A 12,709-nucleotide genomic window follows, 5' to 3' on the forward strand; every position below is an offset into this window, starting at 1 on the left:
ACCCCGCTGGCGATCGGCGAGATCTTCAACACCGTGTACGACTTCCAGACCCTGATCAAGGAACAGCTGATCGACTACGTCCGGGCCGCGTCCACGCACTTCGGCGGGATCTCGCCGCTGAAGAAGGTGATGGACTTCGCCGCGCAGTACCAGATCAAGTCCGGCTTCCACGGCCCCACGGACATCTCCCCGGTGGGCTTCGCCGCGCAGCTGCACGTGGGCCTGGCCATCCACAACTACGGGATCCAGGAGTACATGCAGCACTCGGACGCCACCAACGAGGTCTTCGAACAGTCCATGACGTTCGTGGACGGCTACCTGCACCCGGGGGAGGCGCCCGGCATCGGCGTCGAGTTCAACGAGCAAGCCGCCGCGGCCTACCCGTACCAGCAGGCCTACCTGCCCTACAACCGCCTCGTCGACGGAACGGTCCACGACTGGTGACTGTCCCCTGAAACGCCAAAAAGGTCCCGGGCGGCGAGTCGATGCTCTGCCGCCCGGGACCTGGCTCTTTTGAGGCCGCCCTCAGCACCCAGATTTCCGGTGGCTCAGTGAACGAGTTCCTGGGTCATGCCGAAGGGGACCTGGTCGGAGAGCGCAGCGGTGTAGTGGCCGGGCCTGTGCCGCGTGAGCAGGATGCCGTGCGTGCCCGTGATCATGGCGAGCCGCTGCAGTCCCTGCTCGGCCTCGTTGAGCCGTTCGTCCAGGACATGCCGGTTGTCGACTTGGATCTCAATGGACTCGGTAATAGTGGTCATCGGCCTGTCTTTCGTGGAGTACTTCTAGTCGGCCCCAATGGTTCCAGGAACACTAACGTCATATTTATTGGCCGGTCAAATCACCACGCGGTGTCAGAACAGGGTCTGTGCGGACCGGAAATCGGGTCGAGGCACGGCGCGCGCTGTTGACCTGCAGCTCCATTGCGGCCCGGGTCCCGATCGTGAGGCTGCTCACGCGGGGTCCCTCGGTTCCAGCTGTTGCCGCGGCGAGAAGCCTCCCGAGCGTTCCGATGACCGCCGGGTTGAGTAGTTCATTCATGTCGCCCATGGCCTCAGGCACCGGCCGTCTGCCCTCCGGGCCGGGACCCCGCACAATCGGCGGAACCGCGATAATCTCAGCAGAGAAGGTTAACGCACATCGCAGAGGCGGAAACGGACCATGACTGAGGAACAATCCGGAAGTTTGCCGGGCCGGTGGCGGGTCTTCCACGACAAGTTCATCGTGGAGGAACGCTTCATGAGCGTGCCCGCGCGGACGAACCTCTACCGGACCGCCGTCGTTCTCATGGTCGTCGGTGCGGTGCTCTTCTTCGTGATCCTGGCCGGCGTGCTCCAGCACGGCGGCCTCAGCGATGCTGATGAGCCGGTGCGCTCCTGGCTGTTGACCCTGCGCTCCGGGCCGCTGACCACCATCATGATCATCCTTGCGATCATCTTCGGTCCGGTTGGCCTGCCGATCATCATCCTGGTGGTGACCGTGGCCTGGGGGCTGCTGGCCAAGCATGCCTGGCGGCCGCTGCTGCTCGCGGGTGCGATGCTGACCGGCGTGATCCTGGCTCAACTCGTAGGCCAGACGGTAGGCAGGCAGCGTCCTCCGGTGGACCTGATGCTCTTCGGTGCCGACTCCACCTTCTCCTTCCCTTCCGGGCATGTCCTTGGGGCCTGCGACTTCCTGCTCGTCACCACATTTCTCATCTTCTCCCGGCGGCAGAACCCCAAGGCCGCCGTCGCCGGTTTTGTGGTCGCCGGAATCGGGATTTTCTTCGCGTCGGTCAGCCGGCTCTATCTGGGCTACCACTGGACTACCGACGCGCTGGCCTCGCTGTCCATGTCTTTCGTGGTGCTGGGGGCAGTGATTGCCCTGGACACCTGGCGTACCGCCCGGATCAGCGGCGAGCGCGTCACCGGAACCCTCTCGAAGGCCGACACCAGCAAGGACTAGCGGTCCTTGCCCGGCACTTGCCCGGGCGGCGTAGGCGGTGCCACCGCCTCGCTGGCGGCCAGGACTAGAATCAATCAACTGTCTGAAACTACACACTGACACCACACAAGGGACTCCGCCGATGAACGCTTCCGCCAGGGACCTGGCCACGCTCCTTCCGCCCCGTTTCACCCTGGGGGTTGCAACCTCCGCGTTCCAGATCGAGGGCGCACTGGACGAGGACGGGCGGGGTCCCTCGGGCTGGGACGTCTTTGCGGCGAAACCCGGCGCGATCGTGGAGGACCAAAGCCCCGCCGTCTCGTGCGACCACTATCACCGGATGCCGGAGGACGTGGCACTGATGAAGGAACTCGGGATCGACTCCTACCGTTTCTCGTTGTCTTGGTCCCGCATCCAGCCCGGCGGCAGCGGACCGGTTAATCCCGCGGGCCTGGACTTCTATGACCGGCTGATCGACCTGCTGCTGGCCAACGGGATCAGTCCCATGGCCACGCTGTACCACTGGGACACCCCGCTGCCGCTGGATGAGGCCGGCGGCTGGATGAACCGCGACACGGCCTACCGGCTGGGCGAGTTCGCCGCCATCGTAGCCGCAGCCTACGGCGACCGGGTGGTCCGGTGGGTCACCGTCAACGAACCGGCCACCGTCACCACGAACGGCTATGCCCTGGGCCTACATGCGCCCGGGCAACAGCTCATGCTCAAGGCCCTGCCGAGCGTGCACCACCAGTTGCTGGGCCACGGACTGTCCATGCAGGCGCTCCGGGCGGCAAACGTGACCGGCGAAATCGGCATTGCGAACGTCTATTCCCCGATGGTCCCGGCTTCTGCCAATCCGCTGGACAAGGTCAGCACCGGACTCATGGATATTGCCCAGAACCGGCTGTACGCAGACCCGGTGCTGCTCGGGAAGTACCCGGACCTCATCCGTGCGTCCACCTTTTTCTCCCCGGACTTCAGCCCGTCCAGCGAGGACATGGAGCTCATCTCCCAGCCTTTGGATTTCTACGGACTGAACTACTACATGCCGACGCGCGTGGGGGCCGGACCCGGCGACGGCACTGTGCCTGCGGGCATGGCCGAGGCGATGGGCGACGATCTCAGCGGGACCCCGGGCGCCCCATTCCACATCGCCCCGTTCGCCGACAGCGAGACCACCGCGTATGGCTGGCCGATCAAACCGGAATACATGTCCGTGGCGCTGGCCGAGATGGCAGAACGCTACCCGACCCTGCCGCCGGTCTATATCACCGAGGGCGGGGCGAGCTTCGAGGATGTGGTGGTCCGCGACGCGGCGGCAAACCGCACGATCATCCCCGACGAGCGGCGGCTGCGGTACTTGGCAGACCACATCGGGACTGCCGTCGAAGCCACCTCGCCGGGCGGTGCTGCGGAGTCGATCGATCTGCGCGGCTACTATGTGTGGTCATTCGCGGACAATTTTGAGTGGTCCGGCGGGTACAAACAGCAGTTCGGCCTCGTGCGCGTCGACTTTGACACTCAGGTCCGCACCCCCAAGGCCTCGTTCTACTGGCTCCAGGAGTTGCTCGCGGCCCGGAACAGGGACGCCGGCACCGAGGTTCCCGAGGCTTTCGACGCCGGACTTCCGGCGCAGGCTCCCGACGTCGAGCGCCCGCACGCAGTGGGCTAGATCCCGACGTCGAGCGCCCGCACCCGGTGGGCTAGAGCAGCTTCAGGTCCTGCAGTCCCTTTGCCATGCCGGCGCCGTCGGCAGAGTAGATCCACGGGACGGACGAGTCGGTGTGGTCCCCGGTTTCCGAGTGGCCGCCGGCCAGCACGGCTTCGCCGGTTGACAGTTGCCGGATGCCGATCGCGGCCACACGGTCTCCGTACTGCCGTGCGAAGTGTGAGTAGATGGCCTCGTCGTGCTGGCCGTTGTCGCCGAAGAGCAGCCAGCGCATATTCGGGAACTCCTCCGCCAGCAGTTCCAGGTTCCGTCGCTTGTGCTCCTGGCCGCTGCGGAACCAGCGGTCGTTGGTCAGTCCCCAGTCGGTGAGCAGCAGGGCGCCCGGCGGGTACATGTTGCGGGAGATGAAGCGGGCCAGGGTCGGAGCGGCGTTCCACGGACCGGTGGACAGATAGATGACCGGCGCGTCCGGATGCTCCACCAGGAGCCGGTCCATCAGCACCGCCATGCCGGGCGTCGCCATCCGGGCACGCTCGTTCAGGACGAAGGTGTTCCACAGTGCCAGGAAGGGCCGGGGGAGCGCCGTGACCATGATCGTGTCGTCGATATCCGAGACAATCCCCAGCGTGGTTTCGGGGGAGATGACGAAGACCTTCGTGTGCACGGGCTCGGTTCCTTCAGCGCGGAGCTCCGCCGTGTGCCAGCCCGGCTCGAGGGACACCTGTACGACGGTGTCCACGAGCCCGCCGCGGTCCGCGCGCACCCGTGCGGTCACCCCGCCGATCTCGATTTCCACCTCGGTGAACTGGATCGGGACGCTCGTGAACGCTCGCCAGCCGCGGATGTTCTGGTTGCCGTTCTGGGCCGCCTGCTCCGTCCGGCTGCCGGGCGTCGGCTTGCTCGTGAGCACCACCCGGCCGAGTACCCGGACCCAGCTGGTGGAGCCGTAACCTTGGTAGGCGATGGTCTGCGGAATGAAGTGCCAGCGTCTGGCCGCCTTCAGTCGCAGTCCGATGACGGTGTCCGAGACCCGATGGGCCAGCCGGAAGGCTTTGTTGCCGGTGACAGGTGGCTGCTGGGGGGTGTGCTGCGACGCCAATTCCATGGCTCCACTCTCCCACAGCGGACCGCCGGCGAACGGACTGCGTCCGGAGCGTTGGCCAGCGGACGCTTGGCGACGCCGGGCCCGCGCGCGGCTGCCCCGGGTGTGGCAATGTAAGACCCATGGCACGCATCGAGGATTATGCAATGGTCGGCGATCTCCACACCGCGGCCCTGATCAGCACCGAAGGCTCCATCGATTGGCTGTGCCTGCCGCGCTTCGACTCTCCGGCCTGCTTCAACGCCCTGCTGGACACGCCGGAGGCGGGCCGCTGGCTGCTGGCTCCGGAGGTTGGCGGTGAATGCACCCGGCGGCACTACCGCGAGGGCACGCTGATCCTGGAAAGCGAGTGGGAGACGCCCACCGGCACGGTCAAGATCATCGACTTCATGCCGCCGCGCGACGAGGTGGCGGACATCGTGCGGATCGTGGTGGGGGTCAGCGGTACGGTCCGGATGCGCGGCGAGCTGGCGCTGCGCTTCGACTACGGGCACATCGTTCCCTGGGTCCGCCATGACGAGCACGGGATCCACGCTGTGGCCGGCCCCGATGCCGCATACCTCGTGACGAAGGCGCCGCTGCGGGGCGAACGGCTGCATACGATCAGCGACTTCACCGTCGAGGCCGGGGAGCGGGTGCCGTTCGTGCTGACTTGGACGCCGAGCCACCTGTACCGCCCGCGCGCCGTGAACCCGGAGGAAGTCCTCGCATCCACTGATTCGTTCTGGCGGCACTGGTCCGCCAAGTGCACGGTCACCGGCGCCTACCGCGAGGCCGTCCTGCGCTCGCTGATCACCTTGAAGGCACTGACTTTCGCACCGACCGGCGGAATCGTGGCGGCCGTGACAACGTCCCTGCCGGAGGAGCTGGGCGGCACGCGCAACTGGGACTACCGTTTCTGCTGGCTCCGCGACGCCACCCTGACACTCCAGGCGTTGCTGGCCGCCGGCTATACGGAGGAGGCCGCCTCCTGGCGGGACTGGCTGCTGCGGGCCGTGGCCGGAGACCCTGCGGACCTCCAGATCATGTACGGAATCCACGGCGAGCGCCGGCTGCCGGAGGCGGAGCTTCCCTGGCTGCGGGGCTACGAGGACTCAACTCCGGTGCGGATCGGAAACGGCGCGGCCGACCAGCTGCAGCTGGACGTCTGGGGTGAGGTATTGGACTGCCTGTCGCTTACCCGGAACTCGCTCCTGAAGCACACGGACGAATCCTGGGACGTCCAGGTGGCTCTGATGGAGCATCTTGAGAAGAACTGGGACCAGCCGGACAACGGACTCTGGGAGATGCGCGGACCGCGGCGGCACTTCACCCACTCAAAGGTCATGGCGTGGGTGGCGGCGGACCGCATGGTCAAGGGCATCCGGGATTTCGGCCTGACCGGCCCGGCGGACCGCTGGGAGGAACTGCGCGACACCATCCACGCCGAGGTGATGGACAAGGGCTTCGACGCCGAACGCAACACTTTCGTGCAGTCCTATGGGCGCCCCGAGCTCGACGCCAGCCTGCTGCAGATCCCGCGGGTGGGATTCCTGGCGCCGGATGACCCGCGCGTGATCGGAACCATCGAGGCGGTCCAGCACGAACTCACGCACGACGGCTTCCTGCGCCGTTACCAGCCGGCAGAAAGCGATGACGGCCTGCCCGGCGGGGAAGGAGTGTTCCTCGCCTGCTCCTTCTGGCTGGTGGAAGCGCTGCTGGGGGCGGGCCGGCGCCACGAGGCCAGGGAACTGTTCGAGCGGCTGCTGGCGCTGCGCAACGACGTCGGACTCCTCAGTGAGGAGTGGAGCGTTGAGGACGGGCGGCAGCTCGGCAATACCCCCCAGGCGTTCAGCCACTTTGCCCTCGTGTTGAGCGCCCTGGAACTGCATGAAGATGGTGTGCACCGCAGCGACACCCCGCTCCAGGGACACTGAACGGCTTCTTCGACGCGGCCACAAGGTCCAGTGAGCGGGCTTCAACCACGGAAGTCCTTCCAGATCTTGAGGAACTCCGTCTCCGAACTGGCCGCCAGGCTCTCTTCCCTGGCGTGCAGCCGGCCGTAACAGAAGCCGCTCTCGCCGCTGGGCACGGAGCGCAGGCCCAGCTCGGCCAGCAGGGTCCGGGCCACCACGCTGTCGTGGTGCAGCCCGAGGGTGGTCTGGATCCTGCGCGCCGCCTTGGCCGTCTTCCGGATCCGCTTTCCGGCCCGGCGTCCGCCGACGGCGACCGCCAGTTCGGCGCAATAGCGAAGCCGCTTCGCCGCCTTGCGGACCTCGTGCAGCTCTGCGTCCCGGGCGCGGGCGTGGGATGGCGGGGAGAGGTCCGCCACCGCACGGGCCAGGCGGGCGGTTTCCCCGGCAACGAACTTCCGGAGGGTCCTCCGCGGGGGACGGGACGCCTTCTGCGACAGCCGGTCCGCGGCGAGCAGCGTCCCGAGACTGAGGAGCAGCCGGTCATAGCGCTCGCTGCCGAGTGCCTCGATGACGCCCTGATGCCCGGCCGCCGCAGCCGCGTCCAGCTCCTCGTCGATGCGCTGGGCGGCCTGGCCCGAGGTCAGCTCCTCGGGCTCGGAGGCGAGCAGTTCGCGGAGCCGGGCCTGGACGACGCCGGGGTCACGGGCTGCGCCCAGCGCTCCGGAGAGCCAGCGCAGCTCGGACCGGATGTCCTCTGCGGCGCCGGCAGCGAAAAGTTTGCGGGTGGTGGCCAGCAGGGAGCGGAGCCGGCGGGCCGCGACGCGCATCTCGTGGATGGATTCGGCCTGGTTTTCCCGTACGCCAGGGGCGTGCCGCCGCAGTTCAGCGAGCTGTTCTCCGAGGTAGCTCAGCAGAGCCTCGCCGGCGGTGGTTGCCATGCTTCACTTTACTTCTTGGACGCAAGGCCCCGGCTGTCCCCGGCCGCCGCTACAGTGGGTCCATGAATCCAGTGGGGGATGACGGAGTGCGGCCTGCCCGGAGGAAGCTCCTTGCCCGGCTGGCGGTGCCATTGCTTGCCGTGGCGCTGCTGCTGGCGGGCCTGATTTTGATCACACTGCCGGTGCACGCGGAAAACATCGGCTGGTTCGCCTAGGCGCCCCTTCCGCAGCAGACCTTCCAGGTCCAGGGCCTGATGCTGATCGGGACGGAGGCGTGGGCGGGAATCGTGATGACCAGCCTGGGGCTCCTGATCCTCGCGTTCTGGACCGGATACCGCGTCGGCAGGCCCAGCGGGCAACGCGGGAAGGGGTAGCCGCGGTCAGCCCAGCAGCCCCAGCTGGTCCGGGGTGTCGAGGTCCGCGCCGCCGGATTGGATTTCCACGAGGTCGATCAGCGCGGGGTGGGCGCGCAGGAAATGGCGGGCACCGGCGTCGCCCGTGGCTGCCTGCGCCGCCGGGGCGCGCAGGGCGGCATCCAGCAGCAGTGGGTGTCCGCGCCGGGGGGTGCCGGATACGTCAGGGTAGGCCGCGGCGGTGACCCGGCCTGGGCGGTGCGCGGCAAGCAGGGCCCGCACTGTTGCGGGAGTCAGGCCGGGCTGGTCCACCAGCGCCACCAGCACGTGGTCCCCCGGCCGGGCGGTGTCCACGCCCAGCCGGAAGGAACCGCCCATCCCGTCCTGCCACCGCGGGTTCACCACCACGGTGTGTCGGCCGAGGGCTGTCCGGCCCAGCACCCGCTCAGCCTCCGCGCCGAGCACCACCACCACCTCGCGGCAGCCGCCGTCGAGCAGGACGTCGGCGAGCACTTCCACCAAAGTGCGGCCGCGGAACGGCAACAGTGCCTTCGGCCCGAGCCCCAGCCGTGTCCCGGCCCCGGCAGCGAGGAGTACAGCGGTGGTGGTGCCGGGCTCCGCGAACTCGCTCATGGCCACACCCTATCGCCGCCTCCCGCCGCCTACCGCCGCGAGATGACAGTACACGGCAATGTTTGTGCCGAACACTGCCGTGACGTGCCATCTCGGCATACGCTTGCGGGAACCCGTCCCGCCGTTACCCAGGAGTCCCGCATGACACGTCAACACCAGCTCGGCCGGGTAGCGGTCGTCACCGGCGCAGGCTCAGGGATCGGCAGGGCGGTGGCCCGGCTGATGCTGGCCGAGGGCTACCGGGTGGTCCTCGCCGGCCGCCGGGAGGCGCAGCTGCTGGAGACCGCGGCGGGCCATGCCCAGGCCCTGGCCGTTCCGTGCGACGTCACGGCGGCCGACGACGTCCAGCGGCTGTTCGCTGCGGCGCTCCAGCGCTGGGCACGGGTGGACGTGCTGTTCAACAACGCGGGGGTGTTCGGCCCGGCCGCGTCGGTGGACGAGATCAGCCTGGCGGACTGGGACGCCACCGTGGCGGTGAACCTCACCGGTTCCATGCTGTGCGCGGCGGCCGCGGTCCGGGCCATGAAGGCGCAGTCCCCGCAAGGCGGCCGGATCATCAACAACGGCTCGATTGCCGCGCATGCGCCCCGGCCGCGGACGGTGGCCTACACCGTCACCAAGCACGCCATGACCGGGCTGACCAAGAGCATCGAGCTGGACGGGCGCGGCTTCGGCATCAGCTGCGGGCAGATCGACATCGGCAACGCGGCCACGGAACTCCTGGAGGAGATCGGCGTCGGGTCCGGCGCCGTGCAGGCCGACGGCAGCCGCCGGGTCGAGCCGACGTTCCCGGTGGATGACGCCGCCCGCGCGGTGCTGCTGATGGCCGGAATGCCGGCGTCGGCCAGTGTCGGCTCCGTGGTGATCACCGCCGCCGGAATGCCGTTCATCGGGCGCGGCTAGGCGGGAGGCCGCGGTTCCTCCGGACCTGTCGCGCTACAGCGGCAGCAGCCCGGACAGGTCGGCCCGGAGCCCGGACGCGGCGACGCGGCCGGCGGCGACGGCGTCCGCCCAGCTCAGCTGCCCGCTGACCATGGCCAGCCAGGTGCCGGCGTCGCACTCGATGACGTTCGGGGGTGTGCCGCGGGTATGGCGCGGTCCCTCCACACACTGCGTCACGCCGAACGGCGGGACGCGGACTTCCACGGAGTTGCCGGGTGCCCGGGCCGTGACTTCCTCCAGGGAGTAGCGCACCGCCGTCGCGAGCGTGCTGCGGGAGACGGCGGCGGCGGCCCCTGCTGCGGCGGCGCCCGCAGAGACAGGGTCCGGAGAGGCAGGGCCCCCAGCGGCAGGGCCGGTGCCGGGGGATCCCTGCGCGCCCGTGTTGGCTTGCAGCCAGGCGGCCAGTGCCGAGCGGCCGTCCTCTACCGGGATCCGGCGTCGCGCAACAGCCATGCCGCGCCTAGTCCAGGAGGGCCGAGACGGCGCGGCCCAGGCGGATCTTGCCTACCGGCCGGCCGCCGCCGAGCACGGGCTCCACCACCTTGTCCAGCACACTGGAGACCTCGGGGATCTCGACGGCGCCGGAGGCCGCAAGCAGGGTCAGGCCCACCAGCGTCGTGGCCCGGGTGTTGCCGTCGAGGACCTTGATGGCGACGGACACGCCCTGGCGGGTGGCCAACACCAGGACGCCTTCGGCGCCGATCTTCGCGAGGATGCCGAGCTCTTCCATGACGATGGTGTTGCACCTGCCCCGGCCCTGCACCGCCCACGGGTAGTCCAGCATGGAGGTGGCGATGGTGGCGGCGCGGGCGTTGGAGTTTTTGTCCCCGGGGGCCTTGGCCAGTTTCGAGAACGCCCGGGCCAGCCCGGTCAGCGAGACGGCGGCCACCGGGGCGCCGCAACCGTCGATGCCGAGATGGGCGATGCCTTCGCCGCAGTACTCCTCGATCACGGAACGGATCCGCTGCTGCAGGGGGTGGTTCGGCTCAAGGTAGCTCTGGGTGTCCCAGCCGTTCTCCGTGCAGGCCCAGAGGAACGCCGCGTGCTTGCCGGAGCAGTTGAACGCCAGCCGCGACTTGCCGCGCTCGGCGCGGACCAGCCAGTTCCGTGCGGTCTCGTCCTGCGGCCAGCCGGCGGGGCACTGCAGCTGCTCTTCCGTGACCCCGGCGGCCTTCAGCATGCCTTCGACGACGTCCATGTGGTCCAGTGAGCCGATGTGGCTGCCGCAGGCGATCGCCACCTGGGCGCCGCGCAGGGGCACGCCGGACTGCATGGCGGCGAGGGCCTGCAACGGCTTCAGCGTGGACCGGGCGAAGATGGGAGTGGTGATGTCGCCCAGTTCGGTGACGACGGTGCCGTCCGCGGCCATCACCACGGCGGAGCCGATGTGGCGGGACTCGACGAAGCCGCTGCGTTCAACGACTGCCAGTTCGACGGCGGACTCGACTGTGAAGGTGGCATGCGAATTCAGGGGCATGGGCCAAGTCTAAGGTGCCTCAGGGGGATACGCCGGTTATTCCACGGTCACCATGACGGACTGCCAGCCGGAGGCGCCGTCGGGTACCGGATCCGCCCGCTTGTCCGTCTGGAGTTCGCCGGTACCGTCGGTGGCGCGGGTCTTGATGTAGTGCGGCCCCGGGGTGGCGTCCCAGTCGTAGGACCACTGCCGCCACGTGATGAGGGAAGCCTCGTCGGAGAGGGTGGCCGCGGTCCAGGGGCCGTTGTCGATCTGCACCTCCACCTTGGTGATGCCGCGGGTCTGGGCCCAGGCCGTGCCGCCGATCGCCACGCGCCCGGCGGGGACCTTGGCGAAGGACTTGGGCACCTCCACACGGGCCATGGTCTTGATCGGGCCGCGTTCGGACCAGCCGCGCTGGGTCCAGTACGCCTTGCTGTCGGCAAAGCGGGTCACCTCGAGGTCCACCACCCACTTGGTGGCGGAGACGAAGCCGTACAGCCCGGGAACCACCATCCGCACCGGGTAGCCGTGTTCGAGCGGGAGGGGTTCGCCGTTCATGCCGATGGCGAGCATGGCGTCGCGGTCATCCTGCAGCACTTCGATCGGGGTGGAGGCGCTGAAGCCGTCGATGGAGGTGGAGAGCACCATGTCCGCGCCGTCCTTGGGGCGGGCCATCTTGAGCACTTCACGGATGGGCATGCCCAGCCACTTGGCGTTGCCGGCAAGGTATCCGCCGACCGGGTTGGAGACGCAGGTCAGGGACACGTGGGATTCGATCAGCTTGGCGTCGAGCAGGTCCTGGAAGGTGAGCCGGACCTCCTGCTCCACCAGGCCGTGGACGCGCAGTTCCCAGTCCCGGGCGTTGATCTCCGGCACGCTCAGGGCGGTGTCGATCCGGTAGAAGTCCTTGTTCGGCGTCAGCCACGGAGTGACCCCCGGGACTTTGGACTGCACGCCGGCGGGCACGGCCGGCGCGGCCGTTGCCGGGGCGGGCAGCCGCAGGGACTCGCGGGCCTGGGCCACGTTGCTGCGGGCCGCGCTGAGCAGCCGCCCGCCGGTCGCGGCAATCGCGGAGGCGGCCGCCGTCAGGCCGGTCGCGGCGAAGAAAGCGCGCCGGGTCGTCGCGGGCCGTTCGGGTTCCTTGGCGGCAACATCCGCAGCCGTGTCCGGCCATTCGCTCATCCGCCACAGACGCGTGATCAGGAGCCGCAGCACGATCAGCCCGGCGGCGGTGCCGATCAGTGACGGAATCGCGTCCACCGGCTTGACGCTGGCCCGGGTCACCACACTGGCGACGATCACCGCGCCCATCAGCAGCACACCTGCGACGCCGAGGGCCCACTTGCGGTAGGCCACTACGCCCAGCACGCAGGCGAGCAGCAGGACTGTCACCGCCATGCCGGCGAACAGGGCGGTCTTGTCGTTCGTGCCGAAGGTGGCGATCGCGAAGTCCTTCATCCACGGCGGCGTGAAGTCGATGAAGGTCGAGCCGAGGGCGATCAGCGGCGTCGCGCGCGCCGTGAAGAAGGCGCCGATCAGCTCCGCAACGGACAGGACGACGGCGGCCGCGGCCACCCCGGCCAGTGCGGCCAGGGCGGTGGGACCGGTAAAACGCTTCGTGGGCTGCCGCCGGGAGTGCTTATGCGTGCTGGGCTTCTTCATACAGGATGTTCGGAGCCACGGGCCCCGCGGATTGTCCCCGCCCCACGGGACATGCCCATCCCTCGGGCGTTTGGATGGACATGGTGGCATTATGTCCAGTGCCCGCGGCCCGGACTGGGCATGTCCCGCGTTCGCA

At 68.7% G+C, this 12,709-nt stretch carries 13 protein-coding genes; 6 read left to right on the plus strand and 7 right to left on the minus strand.

All coding sequences use genetic code 11. The features are described from left to right. Positions 1–444, plus strand: a 444-nt coding sequence (locus tag ABIB26_RS22900; protein WP_354248420.1) for an enolase C-terminal domain-like protein, incomplete at its 5' end; no start/stop codon positions are given. Between the two features lie 104 nt (positions 445–548). On the opposite strand, the gene ABIB26_RS22905 is transcribed toward ABIB26_RS22900, so the two are convergent. Beyond that, positions 549–758, minus strand: a complete 210-nt coding sequence (locus ABIB26_RS22905; RefSeq protein ID WP_354248422.1) for a hypothetical protein — start codon at positions 756–758, stop codon at positions 549–551. 400 nt (positions 759–1,158) lie between these two features. Here ABIB26_RS22905 and ABIB26_RS22910 point away from each other — a divergent pair, with 400 nt between their 5' ends. Both ABIB26_RS22910 and ABIB26_RS22915 read left to right on the plus strand, forming a co-directional pair. Then, the gene (locus tag ABIB26_RS22910) at positions 1,159–1,941 is read left to right on the plus strand and encodes a phosphatase PAP2 family protein (RefSeq protein ID WP_354248424.1); all 783 of its coding nucleotides are present in this window, start codon (positions 1,159–1,161) and stop codon (positions 1,939–1,941) included. A 121-nt stretch (positions 1,942–2,062) separates the two neighbouring features. Continuing rightward, positions 2,063–3,592, plus strand: a complete 1,530-nt coding sequence (locus ABIB26_RS22915) for a glycoside hydrolase family 1 protein (RefSeq protein ID WP_354248426.1) — start codon at positions 2,063–2,065, stop codon at positions 3,590–3,592. A 31-nt stretch (positions 3,593–3,623) separates the two neighbouring features. On the opposite strand, the gene ABIB26_RS22920 is transcribed toward ABIB26_RS22915, so the two are convergent. Continuing rightward, a complete protein-coding gene (locus tag ABIB26_RS22920; RefSeq protein ID WP_354248428.1) occupies positions 3,624–4,694 on the minus strand; it encodes an App1 family protein phosphatidate phosphatase in 1,071 nt (356 codons plus the stop codon). 119 nt (positions 4,695–4,813) lie between these two features. Here ABIB26_RS22920 and ABIB26_RS22925 point away from each other — a divergent pair, with 119 nt between their 5' ends. Next, complete coding sequence (locus ABIB26_RS22925) at positions 4,814–6,607, plus strand: glycoside hydrolase family 15 protein (protein WP_354248430.1); 1,794 nt, start codon at positions 4,814–4,816, stop codon at positions 6,605–6,607. Between the two features lie 41 nt (positions 6,608–6,648). Here the strand turns inward: ABIB26_RS22925 and ABIB26_RS22930 are convergent, their stop codons facing one another. Next, complete coding sequence (locus tag ABIB26_RS22930; RefSeq protein ID WP_354248431.1) at positions 6,649–7,524, minus strand: CHAD domain-containing protein; 876 nt, start codon at positions 7,522–7,524, stop codon at positions 6,649–6,651. A gap of 62 nt (positions 7,525–7,586) precedes the next feature. Between ABIB26_RS22930 and ABIB26_RS22935 the strand changes: the two genes are divergently transcribed. Next, positions 7,587–7,739 carry a hypothetical protein gene (locus ABIB26_RS22935; RefSeq protein ID WP_354248433.1) on the plus strand — a complete coding sequence of 51 codons (153 nt, stop codon included), beginning with the start codon at positions 7,587–7,589 and terminating at the stop codon, positions 7,737–7,739. Between the two features lie 165 nt (positions 7,740–7,904). On the opposite strand, the gene nboR is transcribed toward ABIB26_RS22935, so the two are convergent. Then, positions 7,905–8,510 carry a nicotine blue oxidoreductase gene (nboR, locus tag ABIB26_RS22940; RefSeq protein WP_354248435.1) on the minus strand — a complete coding sequence of 202 codons (606 nt, stop codon included), beginning with the start codon at positions 8,508–8,510 and terminating at the stop codon, positions 7,905–7,907. Positions 8,511–8,651: 141 nt separating this feature from the next. On the opposite strand from nboR, the gene ABIB26_RS22945 reads away from it, so the two are divergent. Next, entirely contained in the window at positions 8,652–9,413 is a 762-nt protein-coding gene (locus ABIB26_RS22945; RefSeq protein ID WP_354248437.1) for an SDR family oxidoreductase, read from the plus strand. 33 nt (positions 9,414–9,446) lie between these two features. Here ABIB26_RS22945 and ABIB26_RS22950 read toward each other — a convergent pair whose 3' ends face one another. Genes ABIB26_RS22950 through ABIB26_RS22960 form a run of 3 tightly spaced genes read right to left on the minus strand, consistent with a single transcriptional unit; the run spans position 9,447 to position 12,573 of the window. Continuing rightward, entirely contained in the window at positions 9,447–9,905 is a 459-nt protein-coding gene (locus tag ABIB26_RS22950; protein ID WP_354248439.1) for a sterol carrier family protein, read from the minus strand. 7 nt (positions 9,906–9,912) lie between these two features. Continuing rightward, complete coding sequence (locus ABIB26_RS22955) at positions 9,913–10,929, minus strand: asparaginase (protein ID WP_354248441.1); 1,017 nt, start codon at positions 10,927–10,929, stop codon at positions 9,913–9,915. Between the two features lie 36 nt (positions 10,930–10,965). Continuing rightward, positions 10,966–12,573 (minus strand): molybdopterin-dependent oxidoreductase, encoded by a 1,608-nt coding sequence (locus ABIB26_RS22960; RefSeq protein ID WP_354248443.1) that lies wholly within the window; start codon positions 12,571–12,573, stop codon positions 10,966–10,968. Positions 12,574–12,709: the final 136 nt, after the last annotated feature.

Source organism: Arthrobacter sp. UYEF20 (genome assembly GCF_040546335.1).
GTDB lineage: Bacteria > Actinomycetota > Actinomycetes > Actinomycetales > Micrococcaceae > Arthrobacter.